This window comes from Pseudescherichia sp. L3 (genome assembly GCF_024656065.1).
Taxonomy (GTDB): Bacteria; Pseudomonadota; Gammaproteobacteria; order Enterobacterales; family Enterobacteriaceae; genus Pseudescherichia.
Map to the genome: position 1 here is coordinate 1100478 of NZ_JANKYC010000001.1, position 22348 is coordinate 1122825.

Below are 22348 nucleotides of genomic sequence, written 5' to 3' on the forward strand. Positions count from 1 at the left end.
TCATAACATATTTATTTAATTATATTATCAAGGTGGGAATATGAACAATACTCTATCTACATCAGGTGTTTTATGGGCAACCTGCGCATTAACCGGCGGGCATGGCTATTTTTCAGGTACGGACTTATTAACCGGGCAGGAGATTATCAGTATAGACCTTGGCCCGATGATGACTCCAGAAGGATTCGCCGTTAACAAAAATAATACTATTGCGTGGATTACAGACAGCCTTAACGATCAAATTATTATCGTTGATTTAGTAACGCAGACAGTCACCGGCTCTGTTACGACTATAAATGCAGAGGGTGGATTGATAACGCCTTTTCAGGTGGCGTTAAGTCCTGATGAAACCAGACTTTATGTAACGGGCGATCTTACTAAAACCCTTGAAATAATTGATACTGTTAATAATTTAAGGTTACCAGGGATCGCGCTTCCCGGCCACGCCCGAGGCGTAACGGTTTCGCCTGATGGTAAAACGGTTTATGTTGCGCTCTACAGTACCGATCAGATAGGCATTATCGATGTTGAAAGCGCTTTAGTTACGGATGCGCTATTTGTAGGACGTACGCCAATGGATATCGTTTTATCTCAAGAGGGCACAACCCTTTATGTCGCTAATCAAGATGGAAACTCCATCGCGGCCGTTGATACAGCGACAAAAGAGATAAAGCATATTGTATTAGATGACAGTCCACGCGCTCTCGCTCTCTCAGCCAGCGAACTCTATTTATATGTTGGGATGTTTGCGTCAGGTGTTTATACCGTTGATCTTGCCAGCGCAGAGGTAATTGATTCTGTTCAGCTACTTTTTTCCGTTAGCTCGGTGGGCGTGAGTCCCGACGATAGTAGCGTATACGCTATGGCATATGAAGCAGATGGCCCTCAACCCACGCCTGTTATGGTTATGGATTCACCGACAGTGAAAATTACCGGCATGCTCTCTATCAATGGCATTGGCCGATATATGCAAGTCACTGCCTAAGCACCGCGCCACTATCGCAAATAAATAGCCCCTCAGAAGAGGGGCTGAGTAGTGATCCGGAAAGTTATAATGCGGACATTCAAACATTGTAGCGGCAATATCAAATGATGTCGGCTATCCAGTCCGCAAATGCGCGCACCGTGGGAGAAAGGAAGCGTTGATGCGGGTACAGCAAGGTAACTGGGACTGAAGGCGGCTGCCAGTCGGCCAGAACTTCGACCAGCGTCCCCTTCTGCAGATGTTCAGACACAATATTCTCAGCAAGCTGCGCCAGCCCAAAACCTTCAAGACACATTTTTATATAGAGCCCCGTTTCATTAACAGCACCATCTCCATTCACTGGTAAAGACTGAGTTTCACTGTCACGGACAAAATGCAGTTCATTTGAGCGCCTGGCCGAACCGGAAAAATAGTGGATGGCCCGATGCTCTGACAAATCATCCGGCGTTTCAGGAATACCATACTCTTTGAGATAGTCAGGAGAGGCGCAGGTGATCCACCGAAACCGGCCAAGTGGGCGAGCCACAAGCGTAGAGTTATTTAGATCTCCCGTTCTGATCACGCAGTCAACCCCCTCCTGGACGAGATTTACCTGTCTGTCGCTTACCCCAATCATCAGGTAGATATCCGGATAGAGCCGGTAAAAATCTTTGAGTTTTGGCATAACGATGAAATGGGCTACTCCACCCGGCATATCAACACGTAAACGTCCCTGGGGCCGCCTTCCGGAATCCTTCAGTCCGGATTCTGCATGTTCGATTAAGGAAAGTATTTCCCTGCACTCACCGAGATACTGCATACCTTCAGGAGTAAGGCTGACCCGCCTCGTTGTCCGGTTAAGCAGGCGAACCTGCAAATACTTTTCAAGACTTTTTATCGTGCTGGTCACCGTCGAAGAGGGCAGTGAAAGCGTTTCTGCTGCCCGTACGAAGCTCCCGGCTTCAGCCACGCGTAAAAAGACCTGCATAGCCTGAATGCGATCCATTTCTTCCTCTCAGCCGATAGTCAGTGAAGATTATTATTCGTGAATTATGAATTATGAAAACCATTTAAGCACCTTTTTCACTTTAATCGAGTGACGTATCGTTTTTCAGATTGCTAAGAAAGAGGCTGTTCAGATGACCGATTACATCAGAAATATTGTGAATAACCAGATTGTAAACCCACCATTAACATTGATTCGGGGCGCAACGATCCTGAGCATGGATGACAGCGTGGGCAACATTGAGCACGGCGACATCCTTATTCGTGGTTCAACCATCACTGCCGTGGGTCAGAACGTGGACGCGCAGGATGCCCACGTGATAGATGCCACGAACATGATTGCCATGCCGGGAATGGTGGATTCACATCGTCACTCATGGGAAGGTCAGCTGCGCCGTATCAACCCTAATGCAACCTGTCTGGATGACTACAGCAACGCCACGCATTTCTCTTTCGCCAAATATTATCGCCCTGCCGATATCTATGTGGGTAACCTGCTTACTGCCCTGGGCGCAATTGATGCGGGTATCACCACGGTCATTGATAATTCGCACAACAGTCGCACCGCTGCACACTCTGACGCCGCCGTAGAGGCGCTGCTGGATTCGGGCATTCGTGCCATTCACGCCTCCGGAGCACCCGTTGCAGGCGAATGGGATAAAGCGCACTGGCCGGGAAACTGGCAGCGTCTGCAGGAGAAGTATTTCACCAACAACCCTGAAAGCCTCGTCTCTCTCGCGGTCATGGCCCAGCTTGAGCCGGAGTTGTGGGCCGAGGCTCGCAGACTGGGGCTGCCAATAGTCACCGAATTCTTTGGTGCTGAGATGGGGTCTGAACTTGAATCGTTGTATCAGCAGGGGCTGCTGGGTCCGGACAATATTTTCAATCACTGCACGGCGTTGCCTGATGAGGGATGGGACATCCTGCGCAAAGCCGGTGTACGGGTGAACGTCTGCCCCCGTTCCGATTCGCACTATGGCATCGAAAGCGGGATGTTTGCCATTGAGGCTGCGCAGCGTCATGGCATCAGCCCGGGCCTGAGCGTTGATAACGAAACGTCGTACAGTACCGACATGTTTATGGAAATGCGTGTGGCCTTTTACCTGCAAAGAGTAATGGGCATGCACCAGCAGCACTGCTGCGATTCAGCCCACTCACTGAAAACGCTGCCGGCAGCGCAGCTCCTTAAAGCCGCGACTGTCGATGGCGCTACCTGTGCAGGGCTGCAGGACAAAATTGGCAGCCTGACACCAGGCAAACAGGCAGACCTTATCCTGATTAACGCCGGCGAAATAAACCTCTACCCGAACGGGAATGCCTTTGGCACCGTGGTGCATGCAACGGAGAGAAGCAACATCGATACCGTCATGATCGGCGGACGCACCGTTAAGCAGCACGGCAAAGTTGTGGGCGTGGACAGCACACGTCTTCGCGCAGCAATTGATGAATCTCGAGCGCATCTGTTTTCCGCCGCCGGGTATGAACCTGACATTTTTGCAGAGACCTTCCTGCCGCCGGCGCAGACACACTGACAGGTATGAAACGTATGAACATGATGTATTACGTTATCGCTTTTGCCGCTGGTCTCGGGATCACTCTGCAGACGACCCCGGACAGCCAGCTGGCCCGGGGGCTGGGGGGTGATCCGGGTTGAGATATGTCGTGAAGAACCGACGCGGGACTGGAACAGATAGTCGCTACTACGTAGATGAGCCATTTTGATTCACGCTGCTACAGCCTCTCTGGTTCCCTTAGTCAGTTGAAACTGAACGGGGCTTCCCGTTTTTTGCTGTAGCACTGTCGCTCTGCCCGAAACAGAGTGCCCGCAGGCCACATCAGACACTTTTAGCTTAACCAGATCACAGCCCCGAAGTTTACTGTCCAGAGCCATGTTAAACAAAGCTAAATCGCGTACTTTTGCTTGCTTAGTCGTGTATTCATTAAAAGGGATCAGGTCTAAACACGACCATCGATGGTCAGTAAATAACAGAAACCTATACATCTGAGCCTTGTCTGCGGGCTTCAATGCAAAGATACTGACGTCTTTAAACTCAGCCAGTATTGATAACTCTATGGAATCTTTCTTTTCATCCACTGCAAATTGTCTCGTCCGCTGGCAGGATCTGCCCGGCAGCGGAACACCCCTGATATTTGTGCACGGACTAGGGTGTGCTTCTTCGTACGAATATCCACTTATCGCCACAGACCCTCGTTTCAATAAAAGACGTGCGATTCTTATAGATTTGCCAGGGTGTGGCTACAGTGAAAAACCTCGTGATTACAGCTATTCAATCACTGACCAGGCCAGTGTGGTGGCAGAGTTAGTCGGGTATTTAGGGCTGAACAAATGTTTTATTTACGGGCACAGTATGGGGGGGAGTATCTGTATTGAAGCGGCAGGCTTAATCACAAATCGCGTGGAGGGACTTGTGGTATCTGAACCTAATTTCAGGCCCGGGGGCGGTTTTTTCAGTCGGCAGATATGCAGTCACAGTGAAGAAGAGTTCATAAACAAACACTGGAAACAAATGATTGAAAACGAATCAGGCCCCTGGGCGGGAAGCCTCGCAGTTGATGCCCCTTGGGCGGTCTGGCGAGGTGCTTCAAGTCTGATAGCAGGCGGTGACTGGCTTGAGCAATTTATTAAATTGCCAGTGCGTAAACAGCTGATCTTCGGTGAATGGTCGTTACCAGACGACGATGTCGATTATTTAGTCAAGTCAGGGATTTCAACGGTAATCCTTAATGATTGTGGTCATTGCATGTCATGGGAACAACCGGGTTATCTTTCTCTTGCACTGTCAAATTTTGTCGGTGAGTAGCAGTAAAATTCAGCACTCAATTGAGTTTCGCAGCTTTGTGCGCCCAACACCATACTCAGAGCCGGGCGATAACGGAGGGGCTGTTCATGGCACAAAGCGGACGTCAATGCAGGCCTTGTTAGCCTGGAGGTGAATTTGCCTTGCCTGGCTTAAGTTATAAGAGAGAATGGATCCCTGCAATCAATCTACCAATGCCCTGGTCCAGCTTCTCCCTTGGGCAGCCCGCATTCAGGCGGACAAACCCACTGCCTTCCGGGCCGTAGGTGTATCCGGGCATAATCGCTACTTTCTGCTGGTGGATAAGGACATCCTGCAACGCACGATCGTCGAGGTTAAGCGGGCGCAGATCGATCCATGCCAGATAGCTTGCTTCGGGTGGTTGCCAGTGAAGTTGCGGAAACGCCTGATTTAGCTGGCTGGCGATGGTCGTCATATTACCCTGCAGGTAGGTGCGAAGCGCATCCAGCCAGGACGCACCCTCCCGGTAGGCGGCGATATGTGCGCAGAGCGAAAGTACCGCCGGGGATGAGAGACCGTCCCGGCCCTTGAGCGCGGCAAGGTAGTCGTCACGGCGTCGCGCGTCGCTGATGATACCGTACGCGCCGGTCAGGGCCGGAATATTGAAGCTTTTCGACCCAGAGGTGAGCAGTGCCCACTCGCCTCGTCCCACCTGACACCAGGGCGTGTGTTTCTTTTTACCCCACACCATATCCATATGGATCTCGTCGCTAATCACCCTGACGCCATGCCGTTCGCAGAGCATGGACATCGCCTCCAGCTCTTCCCGCGTCCACACTTTACCCGTGGGATTATGCGGGCTGCACAGCAGCAGAATTTTCGTGTCCGGCAGAGCGAGCACAGCCTCCAAAGCCGCTACGTCGCTGACCCAGCCGGTAGCGGTTTTTTCCAGCGGCACGCTTAGCACGCGACGCTGGTTTCCCTCAATGGCTTTATAAAACGCATCGTAGGCCGGGGTGTGGATGGCGACAGCGTCTCCCGGCGCGGACCACTGGCGGATCAGCTCCGAGGCCATGTAGATCACCGACGGCCCGTAGACAATAGTCGCAGGGTCGATCTCGGTGGCAAAGCGGGTCCCGTACCAGTGGCAAACCGCACCAAGGAAATCGTCATTCTTCCAGCGGCTGTAGCCCAGCACGCCGTGCGCCAGCCGCTGCTGGATGGCGTCAAGAATGCAGGGGGCGGTCGCAAAATCCATATCTGAAATGGTGAAGGGCAGCAGGTCGGCCACGCCAAAGCGATCGGCCACGTAGTCCCACTGCGTACACCATGTTCCATGCCGATCGATCGCCGTTGAAAAATCAAACATAGCCTTATCCTTTATGCCTGCACCGAGTTCATCAGGGCTTCCATCTCATCTTTTACCGACTGGACCTGCGGCCCAATCACCACCTGTAAGTTGTGCTGGTTAAGCTGGACCACGCCGATGGCGCGATTGTCCTTCAGCGCCTGCACATTCACCTGCGACATATCATTAACGGACAGCCGCAGGCGGGTGATGCAGTTATCAAGGCTGACAATATTTTCACTGCCGCCCAGCGCGGCGAGGATAGCCGGAACGTTATAGCCCGAGCGTCCCAGCGCGCCTGCCATCGTCTTCTCGACGGTGCTGGCCGTTTCGATATCCCGACCCGGCGTTTTCAAATTAAAATGCAGGATAGCGAAGCGGAAGATGATGTAGTACACCGCAAACCAGACGGCGGCCACTACCGGCACGAGATACCACTTGGTCGCCAGGCCGTGCAGGATGCCAAAGACCACAAAATCAATCACGTTGCCGTCAGTGTTGCCGATGGTGACGCCGAGCACGGCCATGACCGTAAAGCCGAGGCCGGTGAGCAGGGCGTGAATAAGGTAGAGCACCGGGGCGACGAACAGGAACAGAAACTCTAACGGTTCCGTGGTGCCGCCGACAACGCAGGCAATCAGGCCGGAAATCAGCAGCCCCTTAATTTTATGCCGATTCTCCGGGCGGGCGCAGTGGTACATCGCCAGCGCCGCGCCGGGCAGGCCACCCAGGAAGGCGGGCATTTTTCCCTGAGAGAGGAAACGCGTGGCGCTTTCAGAAAACCCGTGGGTGGTCGGGCAGCTTAGCTGGGCCTGGAAGATGGTCAGCGCGCCGCTAACGGTATGGCCACATACCTCCTGGGTGCCGCCTGCGTCGGTGAAACGGATCAGGGCAACCAGAATATGCTGCAAGCCAAACGGCAGCAGCAGTCGCTCACCGGTGCCGAAGATCATCGGGCCAAAATCACCTGCGCTGTTAATGATCTGGCCCAGGCCACGGATCCCCATGGCGAAGACAGGCCAGATGAGTGGGATCACCAGGCCAACCAGCCCCATTGCCACGGTGGTAATAATCGGCACGAAGCGGGTGCCGCCAAAAAATGCGAGCGCGTCAGGCAGCCTGATAGTGTGAAAACGTTCATGCAGCAGCCAGACAATAACCCCGGCGATGACCGCGCCGAGGATCCCGGTATCGATAGACTGGATCCCCAGCACGCTCTGAATATTGTAGGCCTTCAGCAGCGCTGCATCGGTGGTCGGCAGAATACCTTTTGCCGTCAGCCAGAAGTTAACGGCCAGGTTCATCACCGCATAGCCGACGAAACCGGCAAAGGCAGCGATGCCTTTATTCTCACGCGCCAGCCCCAGCGGAATAGCGATGCAGAACATCACCGGCAGAAAACTAAAGGCGAAGGAGCCGATTTTACTCATCCAGATGAAGATAGCCTGCAACACCGGATTGCCCAATACAGGGATGAGGGTCATAACGTCACGGCTACTTAGCGAGCTGCCGATGCCTAACATGATCCCGCAAAAGGAGAGTAACGCCACGGGCAGCATGAAGGTTTTGCCCAACTGCTGGAAAAATTCCCACAGCGTAATTTTCTGTACGGCTTTCGTCGTCATAAACGACTCCTTGTCGAAAAGAGATGCAGATGAGGTTGTTGTGCAGGAAAGATAAAACGTTTTACCTAAATTTTATGCGCTATAAATCACAATGCTGAGCGATAACTCAGTGTATAAATATGTCATATAGATAAATCGTTTTATCTACGCCAGTACCAGGGATTTGTTTTTTTATGATGACGTCAAAAAAAATAACCATTAACGATGTGGCCGTCGCGGCCGGGGTTTCCGTTAGCACCGTTTCGTTGGTGCTCAGCGGCAAGGGCCGTATCTCTACGGCAACCGGCGAGCGCGTCAACCAAACTATCGAGCGACTGGGCTTTGTCCGCAACCGCCAGGCTTCCGTGCTGCGCGGCGGGCAGAGCGGCGTGATTGGCCTGATCGTACGCAACCTCTCTTCACCGTTTTATGCCGAACTTACGGCAGGGCTTACCGAGGCGCTTGAAGCTCAGGGGCGGATGGTGTTTCTCCTGCACGGTGGCGACGGCGGCGAGCAACTCCTCCAGCGCTTTAACACCCTGTTGGCACAGGGGGTGGACGGCGTCGTCATCGCTGGCGGCGCGGGGGTAAGCGGTGAGCTGCAGACGTGTGCCGCAGAGCAGGGCATTCCGCTCGTGTTTGCTTCTCGCGCCAGCTATCTTGACGATGCTGACTGCGTCAGGCCCGACAACATGCAGGCGGCCCAGATGCTCACCGAGTATCTGATTCAGCGTGGCCATCAGCGTATTGCCTGGCTGGGGGGCAACAGTGCCTCGCTGACGCGCGCAGAGAGAGTAGGCGGCTACTGCGCTACCCTGTTGAAATATGGCTTACCTTTTCACAGCGACTGGGTCGTGGAGTGCGACACCAGCCAGAAGCAGAGCGCTGAAGCAGTCGCTGCGCTGCTACGGCATAATCCCACCATCAGCGCAGTGGTCTGTTACAACGACATCATCGCCCGGGGGGCCTGGTTCGGCCTAATGCGGGCCGGTCGGCAGAGCGGTGAGGCAGGGATGGATAGCTACTTTGAGCAGCAGGTGACGCTCGCCGCCTTTGCGGACGTCGCTGAGAGCGCGCTGGATGAACTACCGATTATCTGGGTGACGACGCCTGCCCGAGAGATGGGCTATACCCTGGCGGAACGGGTCATGCAGCGTATTGCCAAGGAAGACAGTCTTGCTCGCAGCCAGACCCTCAAGGCCCGACTCATTGTCAAAAAATAGCCCCTCCAGAGAGGGGCCTGGGGATTACTGCTGAGGCACAGCTGCCGGTGGCGTCGCTTCCGGTGCCGCCTGCGGGGCAGGCGCTGGAGCAGCTTCGGGGGCCGCCTGCGGGGCAGGCGCCGGGGCAGCTTCCGGTGCCGCCTGTGGAGCAGGAGCCGGAGCAGCTTCCGGTGCTACCTGTGGAGCAGGAGCCGGGGCTGGCGCAGGAGCCGCCTGAGGAATGCCCAGCTCAGGCATACCAAACATGCCGACAAACTCATCGAGGCTCATCTTCTGCCCATTCAGGACGATCTGGCCGTTAGCATATTGCAGGCTGGTGCTGATGGTGTTATCCGCCACCGTGGTGATGCGGAACATCTGGCCCATCGCCGCGAGGCCTTTCACCTGCTGGTTCGCCAGTTTTTCGGCATCCGCCTGCTGGTAGCCCTGCAACTTAGCAATCTGAGTCATAAACTCGGTGGCCATATCCATTGGAATGGTCAGCTTGCTCTCCAGCGACTTCACGCTGCGATCGACCTCTTGCGCCAGGGTCTGTGGTGCCGGGGCAGCAGGGGTAGCCGCCGGATCCTTCATGAACAGCGACAGGTTAAACGTTGTCTCGCCTTTGCTGTTTTTCCAGCTCAGTGGGGCAACGGTGATCACCGGCTCACCTTTTAACAGCATCGGCAGGGCGCCAAAGAACGCCTCGGTGGATTTTTGTTGATAGAGGGCCGGGTCTTTCATGACATCAGGCTGAGAGAGCAGGGCCTGGTTTTGCGCATTGTACTGCTGGCGGAACTGGTGCCATGCCTGGCCGTCAATCTGACCGAACTTAACGGTCAGCTTGCCGCTGCCCATATCCTGACTCTGGATCTTCAGGCTGTTAACCGAATAGTCGACCTGGCTGTTGATGTTTTTGCCGTCGTTGACGAGATCGTTTTTGACCGTCACCTCCGTGCCTTCCATCACCGCGATCTCTTTGTTTTCCACGGCAACGGCCAGTTTCTCAACGCTCAGCTTCTGGTTGCCCAGATGCTCATCAAACTGCGCGCGCTTGCTGTCGCCGTCGGTTTTGAGATTGTTGAAGGTGACCTGCACATGCTGACCATACTCGTTAACGGTGTTAACCAGACCGCTCTGCGCCTCGCCCTTAAGGGAGATGGCGTTGCCGTCTTTATCGGCATCAAGCTGGAACTCACCGCCGCTGAAGGCAACTTTTTCACCCTCGTTCTCATAGCTTAACGGCTTGAACGCGATGTGGGAGCCGGTATCACCCCCATAGCCGATGCGGGTATTTACCTCTACCGGCGACTCGCCTTTGGCCATATCGAACAGCGGCTTAGAGACATCGTTATTTACCAGCGTGGTTTTCACCGAGGCCATGGCCGGGATCAGATTAAAGGTTTTAAGCTGCGCAAAGGGGAACGGACCGTGATCCACCGTCTCGTTCAGTACCACGCTCTGTCCAGGCTTCAGCCAGGCGTTCTCTCCACCTGCAACCGGTTTGACCAGCAGCTGCAGATGACTTTTGAAGATGCCACGCTCGTAGTTCTGCGAGGACACCTCCAGGTTTGCGCCCGGCGCACTGCGCTTAAGCTCGGCGTTGGCCTGCGCAACCATATCGGCAAGATGTTTTTCCAGCTGTTTACCCGTGTACCAGGCGGTTCCCGTCCAGACGACGCCCAGTGCAACAATAATGCCCGCAGCGACAAGCGTTTTCTTCATAGCGATTATCCCTAAAAATGAAACCAGGCGGAAGAGGCCGCCTGGAGAGTCGTAAGGTCTTGCTAAGCTTAGCAATAAGGTGCAAAAAGGTCAGTACTTAGTTCACTTTATTGTACACCCGGGCCAGGCGGCCAATGCCGCTCGCCTCAATGGGGGACTCCTCAGCGCTGACAAAGGCAGATTCGCCCGGCTTAAGCACCAGTTGCTGTTCGCCTTTACTCAGCACGGCTTCGCCCTCAACGCAGAAGAGGATCGCCGCGCTCGACTGCGCAAGCGTGGATACCGACGTGGAGAGGTCATGCAGGGAGAAAGCAAAGTCGGCGACCGGAATAGGGAAATCCAGCTCGGCACCGCGCTGTTCAGGCGCAGTCAGCAACTCTGCCGCAGGCTTTGGCACAAACTTAACGTTGGCCACCAGCTCGGGAATATCGATGTATTTAGGCGTCAGGCCCGCGCGCAGAACGTTATCGGAGTTAGCCATGACCTCCAGCGCCACGCCTTTCAGGTAGGCATGCGGGGTCTCAGCAAACAGGAACATCGCTTCGCCTGGGTTGAGCTTAACTACGTTAAGCAGCAGAGGGGAGAAGAGACCGCTGTCGTCCGGGTAGAACTCAGAGATAAAGCGGATGGTCTCCCACGGCTCGCCCTGCTGGCTTGCCAGCGTGGCCTTCAGCACCGCCAGGGCGTGTGATTTCTCCTCGCCCTGCATATTGAGCAGGCTGGCAAAGAGCTGGCTTAAACTGTCGGCATCCGGCTGCGCCAGGAAGTGGGCGATAGCCTGATGCGCACCCGCCACCGGCTGGAGCAGGGAGATGATATCGCTGAATTCGCGAAAGGCGTTCATCGCCAGGAACGGCGTCAGGGCAAATACCAGCTCGGGCTTATGGTTAGGATCTTTATAGTTGCGTTCCGCCGCATCCAGTGGAATGCCCGCCGCGTTCTCTTTGGCAAAGCCGATTTCCGAGGCCTGCTTATTAGGGTGAACCTGAATAGAGAGCGGCTGGTCGGCACACAGTACCTTAAACAGGAACGGCAGCTCACCAAAGCGCTCCGCGACCGTCTGGCCCAGCAGCGCCGTTTTATCCTGGTCAATAACCTCCCGCAGCGACTGCGGCTGACCAGACGCGTCCTCTATTTTTGAGCTGCTCCTGGGATGCGCGCCCATCCACAGCTCTGCCATCGGCAGACCGTTGGGGTTGGCGATCCCATAGAGTTCCGTTAACGCACTTTTACTTCCCCAGGCATAGTTCTGCACTGAGTTAATGAGTTTTTGCATTATCAAGCCCTGCACTGTTTGAATGATCTGCGCGTATTAAACCAATAAACCTATGGTATGTAATCACTAAACTTAAAAAGTCGTCCTTATCTCAGTTTTTGTTAAAAAATTGTGTAGGATATGCAGACTCGCTTTTAAGCAGGGCAACGGAACGTGTGCCCAAACCATAACCAGACCGCGCAGTAAGTGAGAGCAAAATGTCGACAAAACCTTTTCACTATCAGGATCCTTTTCCCCTCAAAAAGGATGATACCGAATACTATCTCCTTACCCGAGACCACGTCACTGTAACGGAGTTTGAAGGCCAGGAGATCCTCAAGGTTGAACCGCAGGCGCTGACCCTGCTGGCGCAACAGGCCTTCCACGACGCTTCGTTTATGCTGCGCCCAGCGCACCAGCAGCAGGTGGCGGACATCCTCGCCGACCCTGAGGCCAGCGAGAACGATCGCTACGTGGCGCTGCAGTTTTTACGCAACTCCGACATCGCGGCAAAAGGTATTCTCCCCACCTGCCAGGATACCGGCACGGCGATTATCAGCGGCAAGAAGGGCCAGCGGGTCTGGACCGGCGGCGGTGATGAAGCCGCTCTGGCGCGCGGAGTGTATAACACCTATATCGAAGACAACCTGCGCTACTCGCAGAACGCGGCGCTGGATATGTATCGCGAGGTCAATACCGGCACAAACCTGCCGGCGCAGATCGATCTCTATAGCGTCGATGGCGACGAGTATAAGTTTCTCTGCATCGCCAAAGGCGGCGGCTCGGCCAATAAGACCTATCTCTATCAGGAGACCAAGGCGCTGCTGACGCCCGGCAAGCTGAAGGATTACCTGGTCGATAAGATGCGCACCCTGGGAACGGCGGCATGCCCGCCTTACCATATTGCCTTCGTGATCGGCGGCACCTCAGCGGAGGCGACCCTGAAAACGGTGAAGCTCGCCTCAACCAAGTATTACGATGGTCTGCCTACCGAAGGCAACGAGCACGGCCAGGCGTTTCGCGACGTGGCGCTGGAGAATGAGCTGCTGCGTGCCGCCCAGGATCTTGGCCTTGGGGCCCAGTTCGGCGGCAAATACTTCGCCCACGACGTGCGGGTGATCCGCCTGCCGCGCCACGGCGCATCCTGCCCGGTGGGCATGGGCGTCTCCTGCTCGGCGGACCGCAATATTAAAGCCAAAATCAACCGCGACGGGATCTGGATCGAGAAGCTGGAGCAGAATCCAGGGAAATACATTCCGGAATCGCTGCGCCAGGCCGGAGAGGGCGAAGCGGTGCGCGTCGATCTCAACCGTCCGATGCGTGACATCCTGCAGCAGCTTTCCCAGTATCCGGTGTCGACCCGGCTGTCGCTCAGCGGCACCATCATCGTGGCCCGCGACATCGCCCACGCCAAGCTGAAAGAGCGCATGGACCGCGGCGAAGGCCTGCCGCAGTACGTCAAAGATCACCCGATCTACTACGCCGGACCGGCGAAAACGCCTGATGGTTACGCCTCTGGCTCACTCGGGCCGACTACGGCAGGGCGAATGGACTCCTACGTCGATCAGCTTCAGGCCGAGGGCGGAAGTATGATCATGCTGGCGAAGGGCAACCGCAGCCAGCAGGTAACCGACGCCTGTCACAAGCACGGCGGGTTCTATCTCGGCAGCATTGGCGGCCCGGCGGCGGTCCTCGCCCAGGGCAGCATCCGCAGCCTGGAGTGCATTGAGTACCCGGAGCTGGGTATGGAAGCCATTTGGAAAATTGAAGTGGTCGACTTCCCGGCATTCATCCTGGTGGATGATAAGGGCAACGACTTCTTCCAGCAGATCCACGCCTCGGCCTGTGCCCGCTGCGTGAAGTAAACAAGACCGCCCGAAAGGGCGGTTTTTTTTGCTGCTGACGTCTGAAAATCATCAATACTAATAACTCTTTGGGCAAGTGAGCATGTCGTTACCCACATCACAACCTATTCAAGGAGCGTGTATGACTTCGCATCGCAGTGAGAAAGATTCGATGGGCGCAATCGACGTCCCGGCAGAGAAGCTATGGGGGGCGCAAACCCAGCGATCGCTTGAGCATTTTCGCATCTCAACGGAGAAAATGCCGGTCTCGCTACTCCGGGCGCTGGCCTTAACCAAGCGGGCGGCGGCAAAGGTAAACCAGGATCTGGGCCTGCTGGCCGTCGAGAAAGCGCAGGCTATTATCAGCGCGGCTGATGAAGTGCTGAACGGTGACCATCCGGACGAGTTTCCACTGGCGATCTGGCAGACGGGCTCCGGTACCCAAAGCAATATGAACATGAACGAGGTGCTGGCGAACCGTGCCAGCGAGCTGTTGGGCGGTGAGCGCGGAATGGCGCGTAAGGTGCATCCTAACGACGACGTTAACAAAAGCCAAAGCTCAAACGACGTCTTTCCAACCGCGATGCACGTGGCCTCGGTTATCGCTGTACGGGAAGATCTGATCCCCTCTCTGCTGGAGCTGACCCGCACCCTGGCGGAAAAATCCCGCGCCTATGCCGATATCGTTAAAATTGGCCGAACCCATCTGCAGGACGCTACGCCGCTGACGCTGGGCCAGGAGATCTCCGGCTGGGTGGCGATGCTGGAGCATAACCTTAAGCATATCGAAAACAGCCTGCCGCATCTGTCAGAGCTGGCGCTCGGCGGCACGGCGGTAGGCACCGGGCTAAATACCCACCCGGAATATGCCCGCCGCGTGGCCGACGAGCTGGCGGCCATTACCGGTCAGGGGTTTATTACCGCGCCGAACAAGTTCGAGGCGCTGGCAACCTGCGATGCGCTGGTGCATGCCCACGGTGCGCTGAAAGGGCTGGCGGCCTCGCTGATGAAGATTGCTAATGACGTGCGCTGGTTGGCCTCGGGCCCACGCTGCGGAATCGGTGAAATTTCTATTCCGGAAAACGAGCCGGGAAGCTCCATCATGCCGGGTAAGGTAAACCCAACCCAGTGCGAGGCGCTGACCATGCTCTGCTGTCAGGTGATGGGTAACGATGTCGCAATCAATATGGGCGGCGCGTCAGGCAACTTTGAACTGAACGTCTTTCGCCCGATGGTTATCCATAACTTCCTGCAATCGGTGCGGCTGCTGGCCGACGGGATGGAGAGCTTCAACGAGCACTGCGCCATCGGCATTGAGCCAGACAGGGCGCGTATCGATCAGCTCCTCAACGAGTCGTTGATGCTGGTGACGGCCCTGAATACGCACATCGGCTACGACAAAGCTGCTGAAATCGCCAAGAAGGCGCACAAAGAGGGCCTGACGCTGAAGGCCTCGGCGCTGGCGCTGGGCTACCTGACCGAGGAGCAGTTTGATACCTGGGTGCGTCCGGAAACCATGGTGGGCAGCATGCCATCCGGCAGCTAATTTGCCACGTAAAGGTGCAGCCGGGGAATGATTAACGTCAGCGGCTGCGCCTCGGGTTTATAGCGGTGCTGGACGTTGTCGGCATCGTAGTTCAGCAGCTCGCCGATGTCCGGCACCCGACCACCGTTCTCCTCGGCGATCAACGCAATGATGGGGGTCGGGCAGGCATGCTGGACCTGTTTTTGCGAACCGGCGTACCAGACCCGAGCAATGGGCTGGACTTTCACCGGGCGCTTGATCTTCAGCCGGGCCTTCTCCGGCAACGCGGCTATATCGTTGTACTCCTGCTCCAGCCGGGCCTGCCACTGCTCCCGCGTCCAGCCGCCCACCGCCCGCGGCGCTTTTAAGCTCTTCTCCAACTGGGCCAGCACCTCATCACGGGTGAAATTCTTGATGATATGCTTGTTTGCCCAGCCAAAGCGCAGCGTCGCCGGATCGCGCAGGACGGTCAGCGTGCGATAAGCATTCAGGGTGATCAGCCCCGGCAGATGATGGTGTACCCAGTCAAAGCGAGCCGCAGAGGGCAGGCCGGACTCAACGGTAACGATACGCTCAAAGGCCGTTTTCAGGCTGTTAATCTGCCCGATGCGCTTCTCCAGGCTGTCGCGTGTCGCCAGCGTGGTCTGGAAGCAGATCACCCCGGGCAGACGCACGGCCGCCTTGCTGCTGCGGTTCTCCGACTGCTGCTGAATAAAGAGATGCGAGAAGTGGTGCAGGGCGCGCTCGGCGGCGCGCTTGCCGACGTGCTGCTTAACCTGGATAGTGGTGAGAGGCTCATGTTCGGCCTCTTTGGTGACTGCCGGCAGCTCAAATACCCGCCCGGCCAGCAGCCGACACGCGCTCAGTTCGCTCTTGAGTTCCGCAAGCTCGCGCTCAATGTGGCGGAAGGTGCTGGTTAAACGCTCAATCAGATCGTAGCTGGCCATAGGCAATTCCATTAGTTACAACATACTTTTAGATTAGCACACAGCTCGCAGTTAGGCCACTGTGCCAACAGGTCTTGTAGGCCGGAAAAGGCATCCGCCGCCATCCGGCGTTATGCCGTGGTGATGTCGGCAGGTACAGAGACCAGATGATACACCGGCCAGCTGAAGGTAAAGCGTGCCCCGCCTAATTCCCCGGCATCACACACCACCTCTCCGCCCATGGCCTGCGCGATAGAGCGTACAATCGCCAATCCCAGGCCACAGCCGCCGGTGGCCCGATCCCGGCTAGGGTCGAGCCGGACAAAAGGCTCAAATATGCGTTCCCGTGCCTCAGGCTCGATGCCAGGGCCATCATCCTCAACGATCAGGCTGGCCCGTGCGCCGTCATGTCGGAGAGCAATCTGCACGGTGCTTTCGCTGTAGCGCAGGGCGTTATTTACCAGGTTATCCAACACCCGCTCCATCAGCCGCATATCCAGCGCGCCGTAGTCCGCCTCAGCGCTAGCCGCCAGCAGCAGCGTGCGGGCAGGGTTGATAGTGGTTACATCATCGACGTAGCTCGCTACCCAGCGGGGGAGATCCGGCTCAGAGAGATGCAGCTCGTTTTGCGGGCGATCGAGGCGAGCATAGGTAAGCAGCTCCTCGATCAGCGCTTCAAGCTGACCGATGTCGCGGTTCAGTGCCAGCCGCTCGGCCTCGGTGAGGTTATCGCTCATCTCCAGCCGATAGCGCAGGCGTACCAGCGGGGTGCGCAGCTCGTGGGCAATCCCATCAATAAGCTGCTTCTTGCTGGCAATCAGAGCGTTAATGTTATCCGCCATCTGGTTAAAGGCGACGCCGAGACGATCAAAGCTCGAACCGCTGGCAAAGTGGATCCGTTCATTCAGGTGCCCACTACCAAAACGCTGGGCGGCAGACTCCAGCCGCAGCATCTCCTGCCAGTGGGGGCGCATCCAGATAAAGACCGGGAAGGCGAGGGAGATGGCAATAAAGACCATCAGAATGATGTCAAACAGGCGCATCTCGTGCAGGTAGAAGAGATAGGGGATGGGGCCTACCGCCAGCACGTAATGGCTGCGGGGGATGCGCTGGATAAACGTATACTCCTCGTCGAGCGCCACAATGTCTCCCTCGCGTAGCCGCTGGGTGGTGGCCGCGCTGAGGTGAAACTTATTCAGCGGCTCGATACGCATATCAAACGAGAGATTGAGGTCCATCTCCTTCAGAGTTTTGCTCCACTCGTGAGGCGGGATCTCCCGCAGCTCACTGCGCATCAGGTAGAGGGAGCTTTTCATCAGGTCGTCCAGAGACTGTCTGCCTGCCCGTTCGGCGGTAAATTTGTACACCAGCCCAACCAGCATGGTCATCACCAGAAAGCAAACAAACAGCAGCAGGTAAAACTGGACGAAAAGCTTCTTCATTCGTTAGTTATCCCACGCGTGCGGGGCAAACAGGTAGCCCTTGTTGCGCACGGTTTTGATTCGGTAAGGCTCGGTGGCGCTATCCAGCAGCTTTTTGCGCAGGCGCGAGATGGCGACGTCAACGCTGCGGTCCAGGCCGTCATAGCTCACCCCACGCAGGTTTTTCAGCAGCGCATCGCGGTCCATGATCTGCCCGGCGTGGGTGGCCAGCTCCCACAGCAGGTCAAAATCGGCGGTTGAGAGGGCGACCGGCTCGTTGGCGAGCAGCACCTGACGGTTAACGGGATCGATAGATAAGGTGCCAAAACGCAGCGCGTTGTGCGGCGTAAGCGATGCGGTGGCAGCCGGACGGGCAGTGGCGCTGCTCTGACGCAGGTGCAGGCGTAGACGCGCCAGCAGTACGGCGGGCGGCGTGGTTTTCAGAATATAGTCGCTGGCCCCCATCTCAAGAGAGAGGATGTGGTTCATATCGCTGTCGAGGGAGGTAAGCAAAACAATCGGACCCTGCCACTGCCCACGCAGGTCGCGGCATAGGGTCATGCCATCCTTACCGGGGAGCATGATATCGAGTAGCACAAGCTCAGGGTTTTCACGCAGGATGGTCTCTTCGGCGCGATCGCCACGCGTCTCCAGCATAACGTCGATATCGTGCTTGCCAAGGTAGGCAGCGATCAGCGCACCCACTTCCGGGTCGTCTTCCACAAAAACGATCTTATTCATTGGTCATCATCAGGGGCAAAAGCGCCAACATACACCGCCTTGCCGGAAGCTTCCATTAATCTTTCATAAACGGGAGCGGTTCCGTTATGCTGGTGACTTAATCGGGGAAAGAGTCAGGGATAAATCATGGGGTTAGTGGTTAAAGCGGCGATTGGCGCGCTGGTGGTCTTGCTGATTGGCGTGTTAGCAAAAACAAAAAATTACTACATTGCCGGGCTGATCCCGCTGTTTCCTACCTTCGCCCTGATCGCGCACTATATTGTCGCGTCCGAGCGCGGCACTGAGGCACTGCGCACAACCATCGTGTTTGGCATGTGGGCGATTATCCCTTACTTTATCTACCTGCTGTCACTCTGGTATTTCACCGCCGCTATGCGACTGCCGCTGGCGCTGGCGCTGGGTGCGGCAGTACTCTGCTGGAGCCTCAGCGCCTGGCTGTTAATTTTCTGCTGGAGCCGCTTCCACTAGCGCAGCGGGCGTCCCCCATCAAGGGCAAAGCTGCGCCCGGTCACGAATCGGCTGGTCAGCAGGTAGTCAATCAGATCGATCACCTCTTTCTCGCCGGGTGCGATTTTCATCAGCGACTTATTAAGCGCCTTCTGCCGGTACTCAGCGTCATCTCCCTCATTGAACAGGATCAACGATGGGGCGATGGAATTCACTTTCACCTCCGGGGCCAGCTTGCGGGCAAACGAGCGGGTCATATTATCCAGCGCCGCCTTACTGGCCGAATAGGCGATATGCTTGTCGCTGCCGCGCTCAACCACGTAATCGGTGAAGTGGATGATGTCGCCGCCTGCGTGACCGTGGCCGCGCAGCAGGCTTTCCAGAGCGTGATTCAACAGATAGGGGGCATGAACGTGGATCTGCATCATCGCGCAGAGCACCTCGGTTATCGGCGCTCCCGGCTTCTCCGGCACCCAGGCCCCGGCATTGTGAATAATGCCCCGCAGCCCGTGGGTATGGGATTTAACCTCTTCGGCAAAGGCGAGGATACCCTCGTCGTGACAAAAATCTGCCTGAATGCAGATGGCACCCGCCTCCTGTAAAACGTCAATGGCCGGATAGGCGGTGCGATAGCTGACGATAACCGGCTGCTGATGGTTAAGGAAATGGTGGGCGATGGCAAGGCCAATACGGCGGCCGCCGCCAGTGATCAAAATCGGGCAGGGGTCGTTTCTTCCCATCGTTATCTCCTTAGTTTACAGCGAAGGGGCAGCGTTACTGCCCCATCAGTATCCAGGTTGCTGGCAGAGCAGCGATCAATAGCAGCCCCATCAACACCATTTCGTGACGTTGTAACAAATCGCGCTGCGGATGCGTACGGCGTGCATAGATGAAGACCAGCAGGCCTGGCGCATAGAGCACTACCGATAGCAGCAGATGCATCGGCCCTGAGGCATAAAGTAACCATAGGCCATAGATGCAGGCGCCGATACCCGTAGCCTGATGCAGCGGACGCTGGGCGACTTTTAACAGATAGGCACCCACCAGGAAATAGGGTACCAGAATCATCTCGGAGGCGATGGTTAAAAGCGTATTGTAATCTGAACCTGTGAGCCAGATCAGGATCAGGCAGATCTGGACGCTGGCATTAGTAAGCCACAGCGAGGCCGACGGAGCGCCATTCTCATTCTGCTTAGCAAAAATGCGCGGGAAGGCTTTGTACTTAGCCGCCAGCAGAGGCACCTCGGCCGCCATAATCGTCCAGCTAAGGTAGGCCCCACAGACCGAGACGATCAGCCCGGCGGCAATGATTACCTCACCCCAGGAGCCCATCATGTCGACCATCAGTCCGGCCATTGAAGGATTGCGCATCTCTGCCAGCTGCGGACGGGGTACCACTCCCAGCGACAGCAGAGTGACCAGCAGATAGACCGTCAGAGCGGCGATCACCGCCATCAGCGTCGCCCGGCCTACGTCCTGCTTATTGCGCGCCCTGGCGGACACCACCACTGCACCTTCAACGCCGATAAAGACCCATAGGGTAATAAGCATGGTATTTTTCACCTGCTCCCACACCGGCACGCCAAGCTCTACCCCGGTAAAATCCAGGCTAAACCTGTCGGCGTTAAACGCCAGCCCGGCCAGCACCACAAACAGGCCCAGCGGCACCAGCTTCGCCAGCGTGGCCGCGAGGTTAATGCTCGCCGCCGTCTGCACGCCACGCAGCACCAGCCCGTGGACGAGCCACAGCAGACAGGAGGCCCCGACGATGGATTGCCAGGTATTGCCATCACCAAACAGGCGCAGCGCGGGTGTATCGGTAAAGAAGCTCAGCGCCGAAAAGACAATCACCAGATAGGAGACATTTGCGATGACCGCGCACAGCCAGTAGCCCCAGGCAGAGCAGAAGCCAATCAGTTCGCCGAAGCCTTCGCGCGCATAGGTGAATATGCCGCCATCAAGGTCCGGCCGCAGGCGGGTGAGCAGCAGCATGGCGAAGGCCAGCAGCAGAATGCCGACGCCGGTAATGGCCCAGCCGATCATCAGCGCCGCGGGACTGGCGACGGCGGCCATGTTTTGCGGCAGGCTGAAGACGCCCGCGCCCAGCATTGAACTTAAAACAAGCGCAGTCAGCGCGCTCAGGCCAAGTTTCTTTTCCATTGGCATCCTGTTAAAAAAACGACACATCCAGAATAATTATTTCGCCGGAGCGCATAAATAACGTGGATCATACTAAGGCGCGGGATTTTACGTAGTGGAAGATGCGCATGCAATGCTGTAGGGCAGAAATTTGCAGAAATGTGAAAAAAAGGCGGCTGAGGCCGCCTTGTGGAGAATTATTTGTAGAGGTCGGCGCTGATGGTAATGTTGTTACCACGCTCCTGCCACTGACGCGTAATGTGGTAATACTTCGCGCCTTTCTTCGCGGCGCGTTTCGCCACCTGGTAGGAGATTTCGGTCATGTTGCCATAGTTACCGGTGAACTGAACGCTGTCGAACGGCACCATCTGCGCTGCCGTGATTTTGTTCACTTCTTCAATTTTAGTGCCGTCCGGCAGAGTGACAGTGTAACGCCCGCCTTTAGAGGACTGCGTTTCAAAGAAGCGGCCCACTTCTGCGCTCGGTGCAGCGCTGGTGGCTACGCCTGGGATCTCTACTTTCTTCGCCTCTTCACCACCTTTCGCCAGCGCAGCGCGGCCTGCTTCAGAGTCAGCTGGGATAGCATCCGGGCTTTGCAGAACGCGTTTTTTAGCATCGGCTTTGTAGATATAGGCGGTGATACGCTGGTTACCGCCGTCATTGGCGTCAACCTGGCGTACAATATAGAACGAGGCCGCGCCTTTGGCTTTCGCCGCTTTGGTGATCGCGCTGTTCACTTCAGGCTGGCTGCGGTAGAAACCCTGAACGGTGACGGTATCGAACGGCTCCAGCTGGATAGCTTCGTCTTTTGGCAACTCCATCACGCCGTTAATAACGCGATTTTGCGATGCCTCCGCTTTGGCCGCGTCTTTCTTATAGAGATCGGCCGTTACGCGCCAGTTGCCACTATTGCCTAAATCAGAGGTATCGACAACGAAGAAGGCATCGGCGCCTACTTTATCAGCACGGTTAGAGACGGCGGTGACAGCGTCACCGATTGCGTTAAAGCGGCCGGTGACCACGATACGGTCGTAAGGTTTTACCGCTTCCGCTTGCTCCGGCGTCAACTCGGTCGCGGCCTGCGCCGACAAGGCCGTTGCCGACAGGAGTGCGGTTGCCAGGAGGGTGTTCTTAAGCTTCATAAAAATAGTCCTTCGCCTTGCGCAAACCAGATACTGGTATTAGAGATGTCTTGAAAACGTGGATGATTATTGCATTTTAATCTTGCAACTGTCTGCGAGATTTTTCACCGCCAGTGCTACCGAGGGACAGGCTGACATAATAAAATGCGATATGTGGAAAAAACAGACGCTTGCCAGTAAAAGCGGTTAACCATATGACTTTTTTAAGTTAATACCTTGTTAAATTGGCGATCTGGCCCGGAGATAAATCATGTTTTGCCGCCTCGTATAAGCGGAATAT

At 56.0% G+C, this 22348-nt stretch carries 18 protein-coding genes and 2 pseudogenes; 8 read left to right on the forward strand and 12 right to left on the reverse strand.

The features are described 5' to 3' along the window. Positions 1–40 precede the first annotated feature (40 nt). Positions 41–985 (forward strand): YncE family protein, encoded by a 945-nt coding sequence (locus tag NR795_RS05400; protein ID WP_257757442.1) that lies wholly within the window; start codon positions 41–43, stop codon positions 983–985. A gap of 100 nt (positions 986–1085) precedes the next feature. Here NR795_RS05400 and NR795_RS05405 read toward each other — a convergent pair whose 3' ends face one another. Next, the gene (locus NR795_RS05405; RefSeq protein ID WP_144811796.1) at positions 1086–1970 is read right to left on the reverse strand and encodes a LysR family transcriptional regulator; all 885 of its coding nucleotides are present in this window, start codon (positions 1968–1970) and stop codon (positions 1086–1088) included. 133 nt (positions 1971–2103) lie between these two features. Here NR795_RS05405 and NR795_RS05410 point away from each other — a divergent pair, with 133 nt between their 5' ends. Together NR795_RS05410 and NR795_RS05415 are read left to right on the forward strand one after the other, a co-directional pair. After that, the gene (locus tag NR795_RS05410) at positions 2104–3501 is read left to right on the forward strand and encodes an amidohydrolase family protein (protein ID WP_257757450.1); all 1398 of its coding nucleotides are present in this window, start codon (positions 2104–2106) and stop codon (positions 3499–3501) included. A 14-nt stretch (positions 3502–3515) separates the two neighbouring features. Continuing rightward, positions 3516–3617 (forward strand): annotated as a pseudogene (locus NR795_RS05415) (EamA-like transporter family protein); the annotation flags it as partial. Here NR795_RS05415 and NR795_RS05420 read toward each other — a convergent pair. Beyond that, positions 3615–3893, reverse strand: a pseudogene (locus NR795_RS05420) (integrase); the annotation flags it as partial. The pseudogenes NR795_RS05415 and NR795_RS05420 overlap by 3 nt on opposite strands. A 148-nt stretch (positions 3894–4041) precedes the next feature. On the opposite strand from NR795_RS05420, the gene NR795_RS05425 reads away from it, so the two are divergent. After that, entirely contained in the window at positions 4042–4791 is a 750-nt protein-coding gene (locus NR795_RS05425) for an alpha/beta fold hydrolase (protein WP_257757452.1), read from the forward strand. 154 nt (positions 4792–4945) lie between these two features. Here NR795_RS05425 and NR795_RS05430 read toward each other — a convergent pair whose 3' ends face one another. After that, positions 4946–6118 (reverse strand): MalY/PatB family protein, encoded by a 1173-nt coding sequence (locus tag NR795_RS05430; RefSeq protein ID WP_257757453.1) that lies wholly within the window; start codon positions 6116–6118, stop codon positions 4946–4948. An 11-nt stretch (positions 6119–6129) separates the two neighbouring features. Next, the gene (malX, locus tag NR795_RS05435; RefSeq protein ID WP_144811785.1) at positions 6130–7722 is read right to left on the reverse strand and encodes a maltose/glucose-specific PTS transporter subunit IIBC; all 1593 of its coding nucleotides are present in this window, start codon (positions 7720–7722) and stop codon (positions 6130–6132) included. 173 nt (positions 7723–7895) lie between these two features. Here malX and NR795_RS05440 point away from each other — a divergent pair, with 173 nt between their 5' ends. Beyond that, on the forward strand, positions 7896–8924 hold the full coding sequence (locus NR795_RS05440) for a Mal regulon transcriptional regulator MalI (protein WP_257757456.1): 1029 nt from the start codon (positions 7896–7898) through the stop codon (positions 8922–8924). A gap of 24 nt (positions 8925–8948) precedes the next feature. On the opposite strand, the gene NR795_RS05445 is transcribed toward NR795_RS05440, so the two are convergent. Next, a complete protein-coding gene (locus NR795_RS05445) occupies positions 8949–10628 on the reverse strand; it encodes a YdgA family protein (RefSeq protein ID WP_257757457.1) in 1680 nt (559 codons plus the stop codon). A gap of 97 nt (positions 10629–10725) precedes the next feature. Next, positions 10726–11904: a mannose-6-phosphate isomerase gene (gene manA, locus NR795_RS05450; protein ID WP_257757458.1), complete on the reverse strand. Its 1179-nt coding sequence runs from the start codon at positions 11902–11904 to the stop codon at positions 10726–10728. A 197-nt stretch (positions 11905–12101) separates the two neighbouring features. Here manA and fumA point away from each other — a divergent pair, with 197 nt between their 5' ends. Both fumA and fumC read left to right on the forward strand, forming a co-directional pair. Further along, entirely contained in the window at positions 12102–13748 is a 1647-nt protein-coding gene (gene fumA / locus NR795_RS05455; protein WP_257757459.1) for a class I fumarate hydratase FumA, read from the forward strand. A gap of 121 nt (positions 13749–13869) precedes the next feature. After that, entirely contained in the window at positions 13870–15273 is a 1404-nt protein-coding gene (gene fumC / locus NR795_RS05460) for a class II fumarate hydratase (RefSeq protein ID WP_144811767.1), read from the forward strand. Here the strand turns inward: fumC and tus are convergent. From tus to rstA, 3 genes are all read right to left on the reverse strand, one after another. Further along, positions 15270–16199, reverse strand: coding sequence for a DNA replication terminus site-binding protein (tus, locus tag NR795_RS05465; protein ID WP_257757460.1), 930 nt, complete (start codon positions 16197–16199; stop codon positions 15270–15272). The two genes, fumC and tus, sit on opposite strands and share 4 nt — an antisense overlap. A gap of 110 nt (positions 16200–16309) precedes the next feature. Continuing rightward, entirely contained in the window at positions 16310–17620 is a 1311-nt protein-coding gene (rstB, locus tag NR795_RS05470) for a two-component system sensor histidine kinase RstB (RefSeq protein ID WP_257757461.1), read from the reverse strand. Positions 17621–17623: 3 nt separating this feature from the next. Further along, positions 17624–18340, reverse strand: coding sequence for a two-component system response regulator RstA (rstA, locus tag NR795_RS05475; protein ID WP_222890428.1), 717 nt, complete (start codon positions 18338–18340; stop codon positions 17624–17626). 126 nt (positions 18341–18466) lie between these two features. Between rstA and NR795_RS05480 the strand changes: the two genes are divergently transcribed. Then, positions 18467–18808: a GlpM family protein gene (locus NR795_RS05480; protein ID WP_257757462.1), complete on the forward strand. Its 342-nt coding sequence runs from the start codon at positions 18467–18469 to the stop codon at positions 18806–18808. On the opposite strand, the gene folM is transcribed toward NR795_RS05480, so the two are convergent. The 3 genes from folM to ydgH all read right to left on the reverse strand — a co-directional run bounded on the left by folM (position 18805) and on the right by ydgH (position 22068). Then, complete coding sequence (gene folM / locus NR795_RS05485) at positions 18805–19527, reverse strand: dihydromonapterin reductase (protein ID WP_144811750.1); 723 nt, start codon at positions 19525–19527, stop codon at positions 18805–18807. The two genes, NR795_RS05480 and folM, sit on opposite strands and share 4 nt — an antisense overlap. 34 nt (positions 19528–19561) lie before the next feature. Further along, on the reverse strand, positions 19562–20947 hold the full coding sequence (locus tag NR795_RS05490) for an amino acid permease (protein WP_144811747.1): 1386 nt from the start codon (positions 20945–20947) through the stop codon (positions 19562–19564). A gap of 176 nt (positions 20948–21123) precedes the next feature. Next, complete coding sequence (ydgH, locus tag NR795_RS05495) at positions 21124–22068, reverse strand: DUF1471 family protein YdgH (protein ID WP_144811745.1); 945 nt, start codon at positions 22066–22068, stop codon at positions 21124–21126. Between the last annotated feature and the right edge of the window lie 280 nt (positions 22069–22348).